This window comes from Sulfitobacter sp. (assembly GCF_036961165.1).
Taxonomy (GTDB): domain Bacteria; phylum Pseudomonadota; class Alphaproteobacteria; order Rhodobacterales; family Rhodobacteraceae; genus Sulfitobacter.
This window is the reverse complement of record NZ_JBALVJ010000005.1, coordinates 109,710-127,405: the sequence shown is the minus strand read 5'-3', so window position 1 is coordinate 127,405 and position 17,696 is coordinate 109,710. Positions and strand designations below refer to the sequence as shown.

17 protein-coding genes and 2 pseudogenes are annotated in these 17,696 nt (G+C 57.5%); 7 read left to right on the top strand and 12 right to left on the bottom strand.

What is annotated here, in order from left to right:
- Nucleotides 1–144: 144 nt before the first annotated feature.
- From ntrX to dusB, 5 genes are all read right to left on the bottom strand, one after another.
- Nucleotides 145–1,542, bottom strand: a complete 1,398-nt coding sequence (gene ntrX / locus V7730_RS04680; protein WP_335746427.1) for a nitrogen assimilation response regulator NtrX — start codon at nt 1,540–1,542, stop codon at nt 145–147.
- Entirely contained in the window at nt 1,539–3,704 is a 2,166-nt protein-coding gene (locus V7730_RS04675) for a sensor histidine kinase NtrY-like (protein ID WP_335746447.1), read from the bottom strand. Before V7730_RS04675 ends, ntrX begins: the two co-directional genes overlap by 4 nt.
- A 174-nt stretch (nt 3,705–3,878) precedes the next feature.
- Entirely contained in the window at nt 3,879–5,246 is a 1,368-nt protein-coding gene (locus V7730_RS04670) for a response regulator (protein WP_335746426.1), read from the bottom strand.
- A gap of 3 nt (nt 5,247–5,249) precedes the next feature.
- Nucleotides 5,250–6,368 carry a two-component system sensor histidine kinase NtrB gene (locus tag V7730_RS04665; RefSeq protein WP_335746425.1) on the bottom strand — a complete coding sequence of 373 codons (1,119 nt, stop codon included), beginning with the start codon at nt 6,366–6,368 and terminating at the stop codon, nt 5,250–5,252.
- A 2-nt stretch (nt 6,369–6,370) separates the two neighbouring features.
- Nucleotides 6,371–7,348 (bottom strand): tRNA dihydrouridine synthase DusB, encoded by a 978-nt coding sequence (dusB, locus tag V7730_RS04660; RefSeq protein WP_335746424.1) that lies wholly within the window; start codon nt 7,346–7,348, stop codon nt 6,371–6,373.
- Nucleotides 7,349–7,555: 207 nt separating this feature from the next.
- Here dusB and V7730_RS04655 point away from each other — a divergent pair, with 207 nt between their 5' ends.
- The 4 genes and pseudogenes from V7730_RS04655 (at nt 7,556) to V7730_RS04640 (ending at nt 10,975) form a co-directional block, all read left to right on the top strand.
- Nucleotides 7,556–8,686 (top strand): bifunctional 2-C-methyl-D-erythritol 4-phosphate cytidylyltransferase/2-C-methyl-D-erythritol 2,4-cyclodiphosphate synthase, encoded by a 1,131-nt coding sequence (locus V7730_RS04655; RefSeq protein WP_335746423.1) that lies wholly within the window; start codon nt 7,556–7,558, stop codon nt 8,684–8,686.
- Nucleotides 8,683–9,168, top strand: a complete 486-nt coding sequence (locus V7730_RS04650) for a phosphatidylglycerophosphatase A family protein (protein WP_335746422.1) — start codon at nt 8,683–8,685, stop codon at nt 9,166–9,168. The genes V7730_RS04655 and V7730_RS04650 overlap by 4 nt, the downstream gene beginning before the upstream one ends.
- Nucleotides 9,158–9,634 carry a CinA family protein gene (locus tag V7730_RS04645; protein WP_335746421.1) on the top strand — a complete coding sequence of 159 codons (477 nt, stop codon included), beginning with the start codon at nt 9,158–9,160 and terminating at the stop codon, nt 9,632–9,634. The genes V7730_RS04650 and V7730_RS04645 overlap by 11 nt, the downstream gene beginning before the upstream one ends.
- A gap of 159 nt (nt 9,635–9,793) precedes the next feature.
- Nucleotides 9,794–10,975 (top strand): annotated as a pseudogene (locus tag V7730_RS04640) (ammonium transporter).
- Between the two features lie 103 nt (nt 10,976–11,078).
- On the opposite strand, the gene V7730_RS04635 reads toward V7730_RS04640, so the two are convergent.
- The 3 genes from V7730_RS04635 to V7730_RS04625 are packed head-to-tail and all read right to left on the bottom strand — an operon-like array spanning nt 11,079 to nt 12,014.
- On the bottom strand, nt 11,079–11,258 hold the full coding sequence (locus V7730_RS04635) for a hypothetical protein (protein WP_335746420.1): 180 nt from the start codon (nt 11,256–11,258) through the stop codon (nt 11,079–11,081).
- A complete protein-coding gene (locus V7730_RS04630; RefSeq protein WP_335746419.1) occupies nt 11,242–11,778 on the bottom strand; it encodes a hypothetical protein in 537 nt (178 codons plus the stop codon). The genes V7730_RS04635 and V7730_RS04630 overlap by 17 nt, the downstream gene beginning before the upstream one ends.
- A 2-nt stretch (nt 11,779–11,780) precedes the next feature.
- Nucleotides 11,781–12,014, bottom strand: a complete 234-nt coding sequence (locus V7730_RS04625; RefSeq protein ID WP_335746418.1) for a hypothetical protein — start codon at nt 12,012–12,014, stop codon at nt 11,781–11,783.
- 127 nt (nt 12,015–12,141) lie between these two features.
- On the opposite strand from V7730_RS04625, the gene V7730_RS04620 reads away from it, so the two are divergent.
- Nucleotides 12,142–13,026: a LysR family transcriptional regulator gene (locus V7730_RS04620; RefSeq protein WP_335746417.1), complete on the top strand. Its 885-nt coding sequence runs from the start codon at nt 12,142–12,144 to the stop codon at nt 13,024–13,026.
- 33 nt (nt 13,027–13,059) lie between these two features.
- Here the strand turns inward: V7730_RS04620 and V7730_RS04615 are convergent, their stop codons facing one another.
- Together V7730_RS04615 and V7730_RS04610 are read right to left on the bottom strand one after the other, a co-directional pair.
- Nucleotides 13,060–14,331: an MmgE/PrpD family protein gene (locus V7730_RS04615; protein WP_335746416.1), complete on the bottom strand. Its 1,272-nt coding sequence runs from the start codon at nt 14,329–14,331 to the stop codon at nt 13,060–13,062.
- Nucleotides 14,332–14,351: 20 nt separating this feature from the next.
- The gene (locus V7730_RS04610) at nt 14,352–14,795 is read right to left on the bottom strand and encodes a type II toxin-antitoxin system RatA family toxin (protein WP_335746415.1); all 444 of its coding nucleotides are present in this window, start codon (nt 14,793–14,795) and stop codon (nt 14,352–14,354) included.
- Between the two features lie 68 nt (nt 14,796–14,863).
- Here V7730_RS04610 and hpt point away from each other — a divergent pair, with 68 nt between their 5' ends.
- Both hpt and V7730_RS04600 read left to right on the top strand, forming a co-directional pair.
- Entirely contained in the window at nt 14,864–15,409 is a 546-nt protein-coding gene (hpt, locus tag V7730_RS04605; protein ID WP_335746414.1) for a hypoxanthine phosphoribosyltransferase, read from the top strand.
- Nucleotides 15,409–15,585, top strand: coding sequence for a hypothetical protein (locus tag V7730_RS04600; protein WP_335746413.1), 177 nt, complete (start codon nt 15,409–15,411; stop codon nt 15,583–15,585). The genes hpt and V7730_RS04600 overlap by 1 nt, the downstream gene beginning before the upstream one ends.
- A gap of 87 nt (nt 15,586–15,672) precedes the next feature.
- On the opposite strand, the gene lipA is transcribed toward V7730_RS04600, so the two are convergent.
- Nucleotides 15,673–16,626, bottom strand: a complete 954-nt coding sequence (gene lipA / locus V7730_RS04595; RefSeq protein WP_335746412.1) for a lipoyl synthase — start codon at nt 16,624–16,626, stop codon at nt 15,673–15,675.
- Between the two features lie 135 nt (nt 16,627–16,761).
- Nucleotides 16,762–17,466: pseudogene (locus tag V7730_RS22595) on the bottom strand (DUF6456 domain-containing protein).
- Between the last annotated feature and the right edge of the window lie 230 nt (nt 17,467–17,696).

Sequence of the window (17,696 nt, the reverse complement as noted above, 5' to 3'; positions counted from 1 at the left end):
ATTCAATTGTCCACATCAAACTCCCCTGCCCGAGAGGCAGGAGGGTTTAACGATTGGCGGTGGTGTGCTGTCCCATTCATCCCAAGCGGGATGAATTCACGTGAAGGCTATTTGTCAAAAGTAGCGCTAGCCCCAGCATCGCTTTCACTCTTCATCTACATGGGCCACGCGGGTCCCTGATTTCGCAGAGGTGACTACGCCGAGGCTTTTGAGTTTGCGGTGCAGGGCCGAACGCTCCATCCCGACAAAGTTCGCCGTGCGGCTGATATTGCCGCCAAAACGGTTGATCTGCGTGAGCAGATATTCCCGCTCAAACGCCTCGCGTGCTTCGCGCAGCGGCAGCGTGGCCATGGCACCGGAAAGAACCACACGACCCTCTTCTTCGCTGTGGTCTTCTTCGCCGGGCAATTCGCGCGCGTCAATTGGCGCTGCCCCCTCACCAAGGATAAGAACGCGTTCCACCATATTCTTGAGCTGGCGAACGTTGCCGGGCCACAACATCGTTTGCATCAAAGCCTGTGCGTCATCGGTAATTTCACGCAACGGGAGCCCTTGGGAGCTGTTGAATTCGGCAATAAAGTGGGCAGCGAGAAGCGGAATGTCCTCACGTCGTTCGGCCAGTGATGGTACAATAATCGGCACCACGTTCAGACGGTGATAAAGTTCTTCGCGGAAACGACCTGCTTCAATTTCTGTCGCCAAGTCCTTGTTGGTGCTGGAAACAACACGTAAATCAACGCGCACCTTGTCATTTCCGCCCACGCGGGTGAACTGCTGGTCCACAAGCACGCGGAGGATTTTCGACTGGGTGCCTAGCGGCATATCGGCGACCTCGTCGAAATAGACCACGCCGCCATGTGCTTGCTCCAGCAGGCCCGGTTCTACGCCACGATCAGCGGTTTCACGACCGAATAGAACTTCTTCCATCCGGTCGGGTGCCACGCCGGCACAATTGATGGTCACAAACGGGGCCGAAGCACGGTTAGAATTGGCGTGGATATAGCGCGCTGCGACTTCCTTGCCCGCGCCCGCCGGTCCCGACAGCATTACCCGCCCGTTTGATTTGGTAACCTTGTCGAGTTGCCCCACAAGCGTGCGGAACGAACCGGAATTACCGATCATCTCGGAGCCAGTGCTGTCTTTGCGCTTGAGGCTGATATTCTCACGGCGCAGGCGCGAGGTTTCCATCGCGCGGCGGATCACCACCATCAACTGGTCGATGTTGAAGGGCTTTTCGATGAAGTCGTAGGCGCCCTGTTTGATCGCAGCGACCGCAATTTCTACGTTGCCATGACCCGAGATGATCACCACCGGCACATCGGGATTGTCGCGTTTGACGGACTTAAGAATGTCGATACCGTCCATCTTGCTGTCTTTGAGCCAGATATCGAGGATCATAAGCGCAGGCGGCTCTGTATTCACGGCAGCCATGGCATCGTCGGAGTTGCCGGCAAGCCGTGTGGCATAGCCCTCGTCTTCGAGAATATCCGAGATCAATTCACGGATATCGCGCTCGTCATCTACAATCAGAATATCGCTCATGGTTTTTGCTCCTCAAAGCCGTCATTCAGGTCGAGCCCCAGTGGCAGAGTGATCTCTGCCATGGCGCCAAAGTGGTGTTGCCCCTCAAAAACGGGGGCGTCCGAAAGGGTCAGGCTACCGCCATGCTCCTCGATGATTTTCTTGACGATCGGCAGGCCAAGGCCCGTGCCTTCGCTGCGCGTTGTCACATAGGGTTCAAAAAGGCGCGCGCGGTCTTCGGGCAGACCAACGCCGTTGTCCGAGATGATGATATGCGCTGATTTGCCGTCACTATGCATCCGCACCTGCACCTGTGGCACCAGATCGTCAGGTGCGCCATTTTCTTTTAGCGTATCAATAGCTTCGCCTGCGTTCTTTATCAAATTGGTAAGCGCTTGGGTGATCATGGTGCCGTCGATCATCGCAGGCAGCTTGGTCTTGGGAATGTCGGAGACCAGCTTGATGTCCGGCCTGCCCGTCTTTTGCAACAACACTGCATCACGCACCAGTTGGCTAAGGTCCTGCCCGCGCCGCTCCGGCTCTGGCATGCGGGCGAATTTCGAGAATTCATCGACAATACGGCGCAGATCGCCTGTCTGCCGGATGATGACGCCCGTCATCTGTTCAAGGCTCTCTCTGTCATCACCCAGTTTGGGGCCGAATTTGCGTTTGATCCGTTCGGCTGAAAGCTGGATCGGCGTGAGCGGGTTCTTGATCTCATGGGCGATACGGCGCGCGACGTCGCCCCATGCGGCCATCCGCTGTGCACTGACCAGATCAGTAACATCATCAAAGGCCACCACGTAGCCCTCAAGCCGCCCATCATCCGTGCGCCGTGTTGCCATCCGCACCAGCAGGTTCTCCATCCGCCCCTGCCGCGAGACTTTTATCTCTTGCTGTGTCGCTTCGGTATGGGTGGTCGTAAGTGTCTCATAAAGTGGGCCGAATTCTGGCACAGCCACACTAAGTGCCAGTGATTGCTGGTCTTCTTCCCAATCCAGCAAGCGCATAGCGGAGCGGTTCACAAAGGTCACACGCCCTTCTGGATCAAGGCCGACAACACCCGAAGTGACCGAACTAAGGACAGAATCAAACAGCCGACGGCGGCGTTCAATCTGGCGGGTATTATCCAGCAGCGTGTTGCGCTGACCCTTTAGCTGCTTGGTCATCTGGTTGAAGTAACGGCCAAGCATCGCGATTTCATCATCGCCGTCGTCTTCGCGGACCTGAACATCCAGATCCCCTGCCCCGACCTCCTGGGCAGCGCCAGTCAAACGCCCGACCGGCCCTGACAGGCGTTCCGCAAACCACAGGCCAAGCCAGACAGCCGCCAGAATAATGATCACTGCAAAGGCCAGATAAAGCAGGCCGAATTCGAACAGCATGCGCCCACGTTCGCTTTCCAGTTGCTGATAGAGGCGGATGGTTTCTTGTGTCTCGTCCAGAAGGCTTAGAATTTCGCCATCCACATCACGGCTTACATAAAGAAACCTGTCTACAGATGAATTCAGCCGGACCAGAGCGCGGAATTCATTATTGGCCCAATCCTCAATCAGATAGACATCCGCGGTGTCTGCAACAGCGATCTGCTCCGCTGTGGGCTTCTCAAAGTTGAACAGATATGAGCGATCACCGCGGGCGCGGATTTCGGCAGTGGCATCAATCATGTATGCTTCGCGCAGGCCTCGTTGGATCTGGCGCTGGCCTTCGCCCAGAAGTTCGCTGTCGCTTAGCTCAATGCCGCCGCGACGGGCACGGTCAATACTACGCGCAAGGCCCAAGGCGTCATCACGCAGCGCTTGCCGTTCTTCGTTAGCATAAGCTTCGGCCGCCAGCAGGGAATTGCCAACCACAACCCGGACCCGTTCAGAGAACCAGCCCTCAATCCCGACGTTGATGGTCAGCACGGCAAACACCGCAACGGAAACAGTGGGAATGAGCGCCATCAGGGCGAACACACCGGTCAGACGTAAATGAAGCCGTGAGCCTGCTGATTTCGCACGTCTAGCGGCGATCAATCTGGCCACCTGTGACAGAACAAGAGCAGCAACAAATAGAATATAGACCAGATCAAGCAACAGAATCAGGCGCAAAACATCGGTGCTGCCTTTGTCCAACGGACCAAGCGCCAGATAAGTCGCCAATGCCAGCACTGGCCCCAAGAAAACCAAGCCGAAGGTCATCAACGTGCGGACACGCTTTAGCCGTCGCAACCGCGACAGCCGAATAAGCCATGAACTGCGTGTTCGGGATGCCACGAATGGATCCTCACCTGATGTGGTGCAATTGCACCGTACCGCCATATTATGTGGTCCTGACCAAGGATGTCCCTTGATGGCCACGGTTATGTGATACTTTTACATCATCTTTCGACCGCGTGTAACCTCTATTTCGAGGTCAGTGATCTTCTTTCGCAATGTATTCCGGTTGATACCCAATAATTCAGCGCATTTTGCCTGATTGCCAGAGGTCGCGGCCAGCGCCACTTCGAGCAGCGGCGCCTCAACTTCCCTTAAAATACGCTGATACAGGCCCGGAGGCGGCAACATATTGCCGTGCAATTCAAAATAACGGCGGATGTGTCTTTCGACGCTCGCGCCGAGTTTTTCCCCGCTAGGAGCGACCCGAGAAGGCTCTGGTCCGGGCTGGGCACCGGCAATTTGCTCTGCCTCCGCAGTCGAAATCTCTACCGCGCGGCTGGTCAGAGCCAGTTGCCGCATCGCGTGTTCAAGCTGGCGGACGTTGCCGGGCCAAGTGTAATTCGCGAAAACTTTCGCTGCGCCTTCGGACAACGCATGGGGCGCGCCGTTGCCTGCGTCAGCTTTCTCAAGAAAATGTGCGGCAAGCAGCGGGATGTCTTCTACGCGGTCGCGCAAGGCCGGCACATGCAGCGTAGCCCCGGACAAGCGGTAATATAAATCACGGCGCAACGTGTCCTGCGACGAATCGTTAGAGGGATCGTTCTGCATCGTCGCAATGAAGCGCGGCTGGTTGTCTGTCTCCGCATCCATCATCCGTGCGATACGCGCCTGCACCTCTTCCGAGATATCGCCGATCTCGTCGATCAGCAGCGTGCCGCCGCGAACACGTGCCAACACGCGGGCCGGTCCTTCGATATCGCGCAGATCGGCTTCGGTCACAGTGACAAACGGCATTGAACGGCGATCCGAGAGATCATGGAGCGCCCGTGCAATCAGCGATTTTCCCGTCCCGCTTTCGCCCCAGATCAGCACTGGCAGGTCCGTGTTCATCACCCGCGCGATCACGCGGTATAGCGCCTGCATCACAGCAGTCTTACCCACCATCGGCAGATCGTCTTCGTCCTTTTCATGATCGGTCACAACCGCACGGCGCGGGGTGCCCGACCGTTCCAGCGCACGCGCGGTCCGCTTCATCAAATCCGGCAGGTCGAACGGTTTGGGCAAGTAATCATAAGCCTGCGCCTCGGCGGCTTTAATTGCGGTCATGATAGTATTCTGGGCCGAGATCACGATCACCGGCAAATCGGGACGGTCCTGCGCAATCTTCGGCAGCATCTCAAGCCCGTTGCCGTCCGGCATGACAACATCAGTGATCACCACATCACCCTTACCCTCAGCCACCCAGCGCATCAGCGTCGTCAGGCTGGAGGTCGCGTGGACCTTGCAGCCAGCGCGCGTCAACGCCTGAGTCAGCACAGTGCGAATTGTGCGGTCGTCGTCGGCTACCAGAACTGTGCCATCCATGTCTTACGTCTCCTTTGCGGGCGGCTGGCCCGCGGCATTCGATTTCGGGTCTTCGTGGGCATCTGCACGAGGCAGGGAAATGCGGAACACGGTCCGCCCCGGCACAGAGGTGACGGAAATCCAGCCGTCATGTTCGGATATGATCTTACTCACCAGAGCCAGTCCCAATCCGGTCCCGTTCTCACGGCCCGAGACGAAGGGATCAAAGATGTCGCCGGCAATGTTCTCTGGCAGACCGGGGCCGTCATCAATGACTTCGATCTGCAAAGGCAGCGCCATGCCGCGCCCGTCCGCGCGGCGCAGCCGGAAGGAATGTTCATAATAGCTATGCAACCGGATCGTGCCGCCACCAGAACCCGCCGCTTCAGAAGCGTTCTTCACCAGGTTGAGCACCACTTGAAGCAATTGGTCCTTGTCCCCCCATGCCAGCGGCAGCGAGGGGTCGTAATCCTCAACGATCTTCATCTGCGCGCCAAAGCCAAGCAAGGCAGAGCGGCGCGCACGGTCCAGCACGTCATGCAAGTTGACCGGCCCACGCTCGGGTTGATTCAAGTTGCCGAATTGCTCGACCTGTTCGAGAAGTTTTACGATCCGGCGGCTTTCGGCCACGATCAGATCGGTTAACTCACGATCGTCCTTGGACAGGTTCATGCTCAGAAGCTGTGCCGCGCCAGTAATGCCGGCCAGCGGGTTCTTGATTTCATGCGCCAGCATTTCTGCCATGCCAATAGCGGATTTTGCAGAGGATTTCACCGAATGGTTATGCGTCATCCGACCCGCCAGTTCACGCGGAGAGATCATCAGGATCATCACCCCGTCAGCCCCTGACAGAGGGGCGATTTGCAACTGGGACTGGAGCGGTGCACGCTGGCCACTGCCCACGTCAACATCGTTCACAAAAAGGGTCGTTTCTGTTTCACGTGCGCGGCCATACGCTTCTTCCAGCGGGGCATCCACTGCGATCATATCCCAGACCGGCGCGCCGATAACACCCTTGGCCGAAGCATTGAAAAAGCCTTCGGCGGCGGCGTTGATATCAAGGATCAGGTCATCGGGGCCAACAAGGATGGCTGGCACTGGCAAGGACGCCCACAGCGGCCGCTCATCGGGGGCAATACCCATTCTCACGCTGCTTCATCCCTTTGGTCGGGATCAAGCGCGTCTGGCAGCAGTATCATTGTCTTTTCGGGGGAGCGCGCGGTCAGTACGGCGCGGCGTGCGGCATCACTCGTTCCAGCATGATCCATGTACCACCCTAGATGTTTGCGTGCCACGCGCAGGCCCAGCTTGGTCCCGTAGAACTGCAACAGTGCATCATAGTGACCCAGCACCATATCGGTAAATTCCAGTCCCTCAGGCACGCGCGGTGCTGGCGTGCCATATATATCGTGGGCGATTTGGGCCAGCAGCCATGGGCGGCCTTGTACGCCGCGCCCGATCATCACACCCTGCGCGCCCGATTGCGCCAGCGCCTGACGGGCCTTGGCCGTATCGGTAATGTCACCATTGGCAATCACAGGAATATCAACGGCATCGACCACCCCGCGAATGGCGGCCCAATCGGCATTGCCTTTGTAGAACTGGCAGCGCGTACGGCCATGGATAGTGATCATTGTGATGCCCGCCGCTTCAGCGCGGCTGGCGATCTGTGGCGCGTTGAGCATATCATCGTCCCACCCCAGTCGGGTCTTGAGCGTGACCGGCACGTCCACCGCTTCAACCACCGCTTCAATGAGACGCAAGGCGTGGTCTGGCGTTTTCATCAACGCAGAACCGGATGCCCCCTGCGTCACCTTTTTGGCCGGACAGCCCATGTTGATGTCGATGATCCGCGCGCCCTGCCCTGCAATCATGCGGGCGGCCTCAGCCATCGGGCCAGCCTCGCGGCCGGCAATCTGCACAGAGGTCCCTTCGATCCCCAAGCCCAGTTCGGCTTTTTCGCGGGTACCGGGCCGTGAGGTAAGCCATTCGCCCGAGGCGATCATTTCCGACACAACCAGACCGGCGCCAAATCGGGCAACCAGCGTGCGGGTCGGCAAGTCAGTAATGCCGGCCATCGGGGCCAGAAAAACGGGAGGAGTGAGATCCAGAGGAAATGTCATGAACGGGGTGCTTAATGCTTGGGCGGGTGAACAGGAATTAGCCCAAAGCGATTGAATATACAATGAATAGGCACTGAAATTGGTCTAATGCAATCGCGGAGTCGCCTAAAAATTAGGCGCTCGACCAGCTGATGGCATTTGCAGCCGCATTGCGCCCCGCCGCTGGATTTCCTAATACCCTTGTATAACTGAATGAAAGTGAGCCCGATGCGTGTTTGTGCCCTGATTGTAGCTGCCGGCCGTGGCACGCGGGCCGGTGGATCTCGTCCCAAGCAGTGGCAGGCCTTGGGGCCGCAGCGGGTCATCGACTATACACTCGCTGCATTTGAGGCGCACCCAGACATCGCGTCCATCGCCGTTGTCCTGCATTCGGATGACATGCATGAGGCTGCAGACTTTGAAGCGCGCGGTATCAGTGTTACGGCTGGCGGGGCGGGGCGGAGCGATTCCGTGCGCGCAGGCCTTGCTGCCCTCCCCGATTGTGATGCGGTTTTGATCCACGACGCGGCGCGACCCTGCGTCAGTGGGGCGGTGATCGACGGTGTGATCGCAGCGCTGACGCATCATGAGGGCGCTGCACCGGGCTTGCCCGTGACGGACGCGCTCTGGACCGGTGCACAGGGTGAGGTTACCGGTACCCAAGACCGCAGCGGGCTGTTCTCGGCACAAACACCGCAAGGCTTTCGACGGGATGCCATCATCGCAGCACATGAACGCTATGTTGGAATTGCTGCTGATGACGTCGCGGTGGCACGTGCTTCAGGTATCAATGTTGCCATTACAGCAGGCGATCCTGATAACATCAAAATTACCGCACCGGATGATTTCGTCCGTGCTGCCCGGATACTGGAGAAAACAATGGATATACGCACAGGCAACGGCTTTGACGTGCACGCCTTCGGTCCCGGAGATCATGTGATGCTTTGCGGCGTGAAAATACCACACGATCAGGGGCTTGTGGGCCACTCTGACGCGGATGTGGGACTGCACACCATTACTGACGCCATCTATGGTGCACTGGCAGAGGGCGATATCGGGACCCACTTCCCGCCCTCGGACCCGCAATGGAAAGGCGCTGAAAGCCATATTTTCTTGCGCCACGCGGCCGAGCTTGCGCGGAGCCAAGGGTTTGCGCTGACGCATGTTGATTGCACGCTGATCTGCGAATTCCCAAAAGTCGGCCCCCATGCTGCCGCCATGCGCCCCGCTGTGGCAGAGATGCTGGGGATTGAGGTTGAGCGGGTGTCGGTAAAGGCGACCACGTCAGAGCGGTTAGGCTTTACTGGCCGCGGTGAGGGCATAGCCTGCATCGCCACAGCCACGCTGGTGAAGTCATGATCGCGCGGATGATCGGCACCGTATTGGGTGTAGGATATCTGCGACCCGCGCCGGGTACGTGGGGATCGCTTGTGGCGCTGCCGTGGGCATGGCTGGTACATGTGATCGGGGGCTTTCCCCTGCTCGCCATCGGGATCGTTGCGGCATTCCTTAAAGGCTGGTGGGCCACGGCCAAAATGACCGACGGCTCCGAAGATCACGACCCGTCCGAGATTGTCATAGACGAACTGGTTGGCCAGTGGATCGCATTGCTGCCGTTGTCGATTGCCAGTTGGCGCATGGGCATTGATATCACCGTGATGTGGCCGGGCTGGATCGCGGCGTTTGCGTTCTTCCGGCTGTTCGACATCTGGAAGCCGTGGATCATCGGCTGGGCCGACCGGCGCGGTGACGCGTTGGGCGTGATGCTGGACGATGTATTTGCCGGCATCTTTGCAGCGATCTGCGTTGTTCTGCTGGGAGGAGTATATCATGCCTTCTGATCTTGCCGCGCAGATACTCGCTGCTGCCACGGCGGGCGGCGTGAAAATAGCAACCGCCGAAAGCTGCACCGGTGGTATGGTAGCCGCAGCCCTGACCGATTTGGCGGGATCATCGGATGTATTCGAGCGCGGGTTTGTTACATATTCGAACGCCGCCAAGGAAGAATTGCTGGGCGTGTGTCCCGGGACCTTGGCCCAGTTTGGCGCCGTGTCAGAGGAAGTCGCTGCCGAGATGGCGACGGGGGCGCTCAAGAACTCGCAAGCGCAGGTTGCCGTATCCATTACCGGCATCGCAGGGCCCGGCGGGTCAGAGCACAAGCCCGAAGGCCGAGTTTGCTTTGCCATCACCAATCCAGAAGGCGCATCCCGTATGACGGTCGAGTTCGGCGCTTTGGGTCGCGATAAGGTGCGCTTGGCCGCGCGGGACCACGCGCTCGGGCTGCTATTGGCGCAAGTTTCAAAGTGATGCTTAATTAATCATTGCGCGCCGAAACGTGATTAACTATCGGGCATATTCACAAACGCCCGTTTTATCACCACCTTCGCCTGCATTTTAGCTTCTCCTTGAGCGGCCCATCCGCTTTGTCCCCACAAAAGCAATTCTTTCAGCGGGGATACAGACCAAATGAACGCCGCAGATACCGCATGGATTATGACTGCAACAGCCCTTGTGCTGTTCATGACACTACCGGGCCTTGCCCTGTTCTATGGCGGCCTTGTCCGCGCCCGAAATGTGCTCAGTGTGTTCATGCACTGCTATGCCATTGCCTGTTTGATGAGCGTTTTGTGGTTCCTTTTCGGGTACTCCATCGCTTTTGGTGATGGCGGCACGGGGTTGTGGGGCGGGTTGGGCAAGATCGGGCTGAACGGCGTTACAGCCGAGAGCCTGTCAGGCACCCTGCCCGAGGTTCTGTTCTTTGCCTTCCAGATGACGTTTGCGATCATCACACCAGCCCTGATTGTGGGCGCTTATGTTGAGCGGATCGGCTTTGGGTTTGTGATGCTCTTTTCGGGGCTATGAATGCTGCTGTGCTATGCGCCGGTGGTTCACTGGGTCTGGGGCGGCGGGATGCTGGCCGATGGCGGTATCTTCGGAGAAATCGGCGTGCGTGATTTCGCTGGTGGCATTGTGGTGCATGAAACCGCCGGTCTGGCTGCCCTGATCCTTGCTGTATTCCTCGGCGCACGTAAGAACCAGCACCCCCCTCCTCACAGCCCAGGGTCTGGTCATGATCGGCGCTGCGATGCTCTGGGTGGGCTGGTTCGGCTTCAACGGTGGCTCTCAACTGGCAGCGGACGGTGGCGCCGCCATGGCGATCACTGTGACACATCTTTCGCCGCCGCCGCCTCGCTTAGCTGGGCACTGTGGGAACGGATCAAATTCGGAAAAGCTTCATTGGTAGGCATCGTCACCGGCACGATTGCAGGCCTTGCCTCGATCACGCCGGCCTCCGGTTTCGTGGGCCCATGGGAGGCGCTGTTGATCGGCGCGATTGCGGGTATCATGTGTCAGGAAGCGGTGGTCATGATCCGTAACAAGGCCAAGGTTGATGACACACTCGACGTGATGGCTGTCCACGGGGTTGGCGGTATCTTTGGCACGATCATGATCGCGGCGCTGGGTCACGGTACTTGGCTGGCGCAACTTGGTTCACTTGCAATCGTAGGGATTTACACAACCGTTGTGACCGGCGCACTGATCCTCGTATGCCGCGTTGTGACGCCGCTGCGGGTGGATGCTGAGACGGAAGTTAACGGTCTTGATCTGGCGGTCCACGGTGAGCGTGCCTACGACATCACCAGCTGATCCTATGCTTTTTTGATTAACGAATGGGCGGTCCTACGGGGCCGCCCATTCCTATTGGAGGCGATGTAAAAACCAAACGTCTGTTCGCCTTCAGCAAGCCTGCTTATTCCACCATTTTGATGTGCCACGTGATGGCGTTCAGATACCCCAGTTGGTGCAACATATCGATCTTTGACTGCCAGTCGGCCGGACAAACCACCAGAACCGAGTGATCGCCGCGCTGTGCGCGCGCCGCCTCTGCCGCGGAAAAGAGATCAGTGGCACCATCAAGCTTTTTGGGCATTTTCCAAACCATTGTGGAAGAAATCGTCAATCACTCCAATCCCCGCGATGTCATGAGGTGTCGGGAAATGCAGTGGCGTTGCCGACTGGTAAATCGCGTAGCCGTGAATGCTACCCTCTTCATCAGAGACGAACAAATCGCGGTCAGTCAGGGTAAGGCTGCACAGCATCCATGAGCCGAAGCGATCATCGGCATCCCTGTGGGGTTTCCAAAAGTGGTGATGCAAGTCTTGCAAAATGCGCCGGTTCACAGCGCTCGACACAACTATGGCTGGCACGTCTTCCGCTGTGGCTTGCCGCACATGACCAAAGGATTTTTGCTGCGACAGGCCTGTCTTTGCAAAATATTTGGTGAGGGGCGCATACCGGTTGTTGGCAAAGGCACTTTCCCACGTCCCGCCGTCGATGCTTGACGCCAGAAGGATCAAAGCGCCCGCATCGATGAGGTCCGCTTCCGCCGCCCTAAGCAGTTCGCTTTGTGTTTCAGGCGGCGCGTCAGCTGTGACGAAGCAATCCTCCATGATCAGGCCGGGCGGACCAAAGCGCCGCCGGCTTCAACAAGCAGCCACTGCTGCCGAAACAACGGCTTCTCCGCCTCCATCGCGGCCTTGATCGTGGCAAACGTCTTTTCCCATGCAAAGGGAGCCAAACGCCACAGATCAGGATCGGCAGCCTGACGGGACTGTGCACTTACCATCAACAGGTCGGTGAGGTCAGGAAAATCAGGGATGCCAGCGGGACGGATCGTAAGCGTCATGGAGGTGCCTTTTGTCTGGTTGATAGCAATGATGTGCTGCCCGCTATGGATTGCAAACCGTGAAAGGTTTGACAAAGCAGCAAATATACCGGAGCCGTTAGAAAAACTATCGCATGCGGGAGCCGTTATGGAAAACATGAACCTCAACGCCCTGCGGGTATTCGCGATGGCGGCGCGCCACGGCAGCTTTCAGCGCGCGGCAGAGGCGCTCCACATCTCTCAGGGCGCCGTCTCACAGCGGATCAAACACCTTGAAGCTTATCTTGGTGTGGTTTTGATTGAACGACAGGCGCGCGGTGTGGCGCTGACCCCGAAAGGCAGTACGTTTCATGCTTCTGTCGAAGAAGCGCTGGGCATCTTGACGGCGGCCACCGCAGAACTCGACCAATCAAGCCGCAAAATCATGCTGCATATCGGATCTTCCTTCGCCGCCAAATGGCTGATGCCAAGTATGAGGGCGCATACCGCCCGTTTTCCCGACCTTTCTCTGGCAACGGAAATCTACGATAGCATCCTTGACCGGAACCTCGGTCGCAATGAGCTTGCTCTGTGGCCTGCAAAAGCACCTGGTCACAATCCAGCGCATCACGTCAGGCACCTTTGCGCATTGGAGCTTGTCGCGGTTTGTAGTCCGAATTTGCAGCGTCCAGACTGGCCTGTCGACGTTGAGACGTTGCTGTCGCTTCCCCTGCTTCAGGACGCCAACAGCAGATGGGAGCGGCTGATTGAAGACTCAGGACATGCAGGCGAGCACAGCATCCTCAATTTTGACCGGTCCGCCTTGGCGTTAGATGCCGCAATACACGGACACGGCGTCGCCATCGCGCCCAGTTTCATGATCGAGGCCGATCTCCGCGAAAAACGCCTGATCGAGATTTGGCATAGTCCGGAGGCATCTGGCGAGCATCTCTTTGTATCGTGGTCAAAACTGCACGGAGAGGAAAAACCGTTGAAGCAAACCGTCGCGTGGATACTCTCGGAATTCGGAATGGATGCCGAAGACCAAAGTTGAGCACATTGCTTTGTCGGAGCACTACCGAACGGGTTAGGCCCCGCCGAAGCAGTCAGTTACCGCATCCAGTTCCGTTCCGATGACAGCTTGCCAAAGCGTGTCACTGCGGGCTTCACCCAGCAGGGCATCGACCTTTGCGCGCAACTTTACACTGCGTTCTTCAAGGCTGATGGGGGCCATGAGATCATGACGCAAGCGGCGCACTTCGCCCGACAAGAGGGTAAGTGTGACTTGGGATTGAGTTTCGCTCAGGCTGTCATCTTCGGCCACTTCGACCTTATCGCGTAGCGCACAGATATCTGCGTCACGCGCGATTTCATCGCTGAAATTGTCAATCGCACCCGTAGCATGACCCAGCAATGTCATCGCTGCCGTGTGGGTATAGCTAAATTTAACTTCTAGCCCCGTCTTAGGTTGGGCGATGTTGCACACGCTCATCCAGCGTGGGTGGGTGCGGATTTTGATGCCAGCGATCCGCTCAGCCTCGACATTCGCGCCGCTCAGAGCCTCAAGCATGGCGTGCAGCCCGTGACAACAAGCGTGGAACTTGTGGCTGATCGTGCTGATCTGCCAGTCCTTGCGCGGCAGTTTGACCTCTGCTCCCTCACCGTGGTGTGTTTCACCGAAACCCAGAGGCCCAGCAAGGCCGTCCGCCGCTGCCGTCATACCGGCTTGTGCCCAAAGTGCTGCCTCAACACCCGTACGCGCGGCCAGCCCTGCGTTGAGCGGCTTAGCCATTGTGCCGAACTGCGCCTTGATCCCCGAGGCCATGCTGGCACAAAGCCCCAGCGCATGGCGGGTCTGATGTTTGTTGAGACCCAACAACCGTGCAGCAGCCAGCGTGGCCCCAAAGGCGCCGGCGGTCGCCGTCTGGTGATACCCGATCTGGTAATGGCTGCGGCCAAGCCAGATGCCAGTCAGCACGGATGCCTCAACCCCTATGGTTGCTGCGTCCACGGCATCATTCAGCGAAATATCCAGCGTTTCGGCCAGTGCGATGACGGCAGGCAGCACTGCCACAGAAGGATGGCCGATATGGGCAAAATGAGTGTCGTCATAATCCAACGCATGGCTGAGCGTTCCGTTGACCAGCGCGGCTGTCGCAGCACCTGCCCCGTCGCCGCCAAAAATATGCGCAGGGCCTTCTTCGGTCATCTGCGCACGGCGAAAACCAGCAAATTCATGTTCCTGTGCCCCTGCGATCCCGCAAGCGGCCCAGTCAAACAAAGACAGGCGCATCATTGCGGCCGCTTCCTCGGCCACGTCTGCACCGGCAAATTTAACGAGCTGTTCAGTAATTCCCATGACGTTCTCCCCTGACGGGATCAGCCATAAAGTGCTTGAGCACGCTTCTCAAACGCTTTGACGACCCGCTGCATCGCTTCGTTAAAAACAACGCCGATGATCTTTTGCAAGATCGCGTTGCGGAACTCAAAATCTACAAAGAACGACACTTCACAGCCGCCCTCTACGTCTGCGAAAGACCAGTTTGATTTCATATACTTGAAAGGGCCATCAAGGTATTCTGTGTCGATATGCTTACGCTCGGGCCACAGGACAACACGGCTGGTAAACCGCTCACGGAATACCTTGAAGGAAATCACCAGATCGGCATCCATGATGCTATGATCCCCCAGATCATCTACCGAATTGACCCGCGCGGCAGCAGTCCATGGCAGGAATTTGGGATAATTCGCCACATCGGCCACAAGATCATACATCTGTTGGGCGCTGTAGGGCAGTATTCTGGTCTCGGAGTGGGTGGGCATTGATTTCCTGCGTCTCTTTGCGTAGCGCTCTATCAAAGCCCGTGAGGCGACACAATCAAGAGGTGGCTATGCCAACGCGTCCTTATGTCATAGACGAGATGATCTCGGCAAAATCCATCGCAGCGCGCATAGAAGAGCTTTGTCGCCAGATTCAGATAGAGTTTGCCGACACCGACAAACTGATTGTGGTCGGTCTTTTGCGCGGCTCATTCGTGTTCATCGCCGATCTGGTGCGTGAGCTTGACCTGCCGATCGAGGTCGATTTTCTGGAGGCTTCCAGCTATGGCAATGGAATGGAAAGCACACGAGAAGTGCGTATTCTCAAAGACTTGCGCAGCGGAATTGAAGGGCGTGATGTACTTCTGGTCGAAGATATCGTTGACACTGGTCACACTCTTTTGCACGTCACCGGCATGCTGCGTGCGCGCAAACCGGCCAAGCTGAAAACAGTGGCCCTGCTGGATAAACCTTCGCGCCGTGAGGTTGACTTGCGTGCGGATTACACCGGCTTTGAAATCCCTGATGAATTTGTTGTCGGCTACGGCATCGACTTTGCACAGCGCAACCGCAACCTCGCCTTTATAGGCAAGGTCCGGTTTACCGATGAGGCTTGATGCTTAGTCTACGCCATTTGATGCGTGCCAAACGCTGGGCACAAAACCCACCGTCCCTGAAGCGGGTTAAACTGGTGTTCGCCGCAATTGCACTGGCGCTGATAATTCTTGGTATGGAGCATTTCGGCTTTTGGCCGGAATGGGCCAAAGCCGAAAGAATACCGCGCATATTGTGAGGTTTGCTTTTAAAGAAACGGCATCGCAAGCAAACAAGACGCCAAACGCCTCGCTTGCCTAGTTTTCAAAAAGCGTTTGCCGCAGATTTAAGCGATCCCGAGCTTTTTATTCCGCGCTGCGCGCAGGCGGGCAAAGTCATCACCCGCGTGATAGCTCGACCGTGTGAGCGGTGTGGCAGAAACCATCAAGAATCCCTTGCCGTAGGCAGATTTTTCATAGGCCGCGAATTCATCAGGGTGAACAAAGCGATCCACGCGGTGGTGCTTGGGCGTTGGTTGCAAGTACTGGCCGACGGTCAGAAAATCGATGTCTGCGGCGCGCATGTCTTCCATCACCTGCATCACAGCCTGACGGTCCTCACCCAGACCGACCATGATACCGGACTTGGTGAACATCGAGGGGTCCAGTTCCTTCACCCGCTGCAACAGGCGCAACGAATGAAAATATCGCGCGCCGGGGCGCACTTCTGGATAGAGGCCGGGCACGGTTTCAAGGTTGTGATTGAACACGTCCGGACGTGCTTCAACAACCTTTTCAAGAGCTTCAGGCCCACACTTGATAAAGTCAGGTGTCAGAATTTCGATGGTGGTGTTGGGCGCACGGTGACGGATGGCGCGGATGGTCTGGGCAAAGTGCTCGGCCCCGCCGTCTTCAACATCGTCGCGGTCCACAGACGTGATGACAACGTGGTTCAACCCTAATTTCGCGACAGCATCGGCCACGCGACCCGGCTCAAACGCGTCCAGTGCGTCGGGCGGCTTGCCGGTTGCAATGTTGCAGAAGGTGCAAGCGCGGGTACACACCTCGCCCATGATCATCATGGTCGCATGGCCCTGAGACCAACATTCGCCAACATTGGGGCAGCCCGCTTCTTCGCAGACTGTCACAAGCTTGTTCTCGCGCATAATCCGCGCGGTGTCCTCATACCCCTTACCGCCGGGCGCACGGACACGAATCCAAGCGGGCTTTTTGGGTTGGGGATTATCAGGGCGGCGTGCCTTTTCAGGGTGACGCACTTCGGGAATTTTCAGATCACGCATAGAAACCTCGTGTGATGACTGAGAGCTATCTAGCACATCGCAGATTAAACAAAACCCTATCGTGACACATTGCCGGTATGCGAGCCGTAAAATCCAGCTGCGGTAGACATCCCGACAGCTGGATTTTGGGTTTTCCTAACCGATCAGCGGCGCACCGCCCTCCGCGTTCTGGATGTAGTGCTGCTTTAGGCGCATCAGCGCGATCCGCAAAAAAATCTTACCCAAGCGTGCCGACCAGCCCGAAACTTTTTCTGCCGTTTCAAGCCCTTAGAGAAAACAACAACAGCGCAAGGTAACATCGGACAGGCCCGGCCCTAAATCCTGTAATGCCGCGATAACCCGGGCATAGGCCAGATTTGTGCTGCGATTTCCACTTTGCGGTGCTGGCGGGTTGTCGCTGCGCAAAGATGCCAGAAACCCCTCCCAATTGCGGATCAGTTCTGCCTCCATTTGCGCCAGTTCGAAATCCTCGCGCAGCCGTTCGCCCGCGTGGACCAGATCCGCACTGAGAAACCGCGTGCCTTCGCGGTCACGGCGACGCGCCAGCGCCGATAGCGGGCTTTCCGCCAAACCATAGCGCATACGCTGAGGTGATTTGCCGAAAATCTCGGCGTCGAGGTGGCCGCTTGTACCCACCGCTTGCGCACTCTCGTCGCGCGCCATCAGGTCTGCCAATGCACTGCGTCCCGACGCGGTGATGTGATAACGGGTGATCCGGCCATTGTTATTCGTCGAAATCCAGCCCTTAAGCGCCATTGCTTCGGCGATTGAGCGGTCGACCACACCCGTCCGGGTGTTTTCCCCATCCTCACCGTCGCGGACGATCACTGCCTTTTCCATATCCGCCGCAACAGCCAATACGGCCCCCGCCTCGCACAGCCGGCGCAGCACGCGTAACCCATGCGTGCAAAGCTCCGCCACATCCGGCAGAACCGGGCTGGCTTTGTCATCACTAGCAATTATACGCGGCTCACCTTCAGGGAGTTTTGGCACGGCCAGTTGGACCTCCGCTGTTCCGCCCAGCGTTTTCAGCACACCGTCTACCAACGGATCATCGCGTAGCGTTTCAA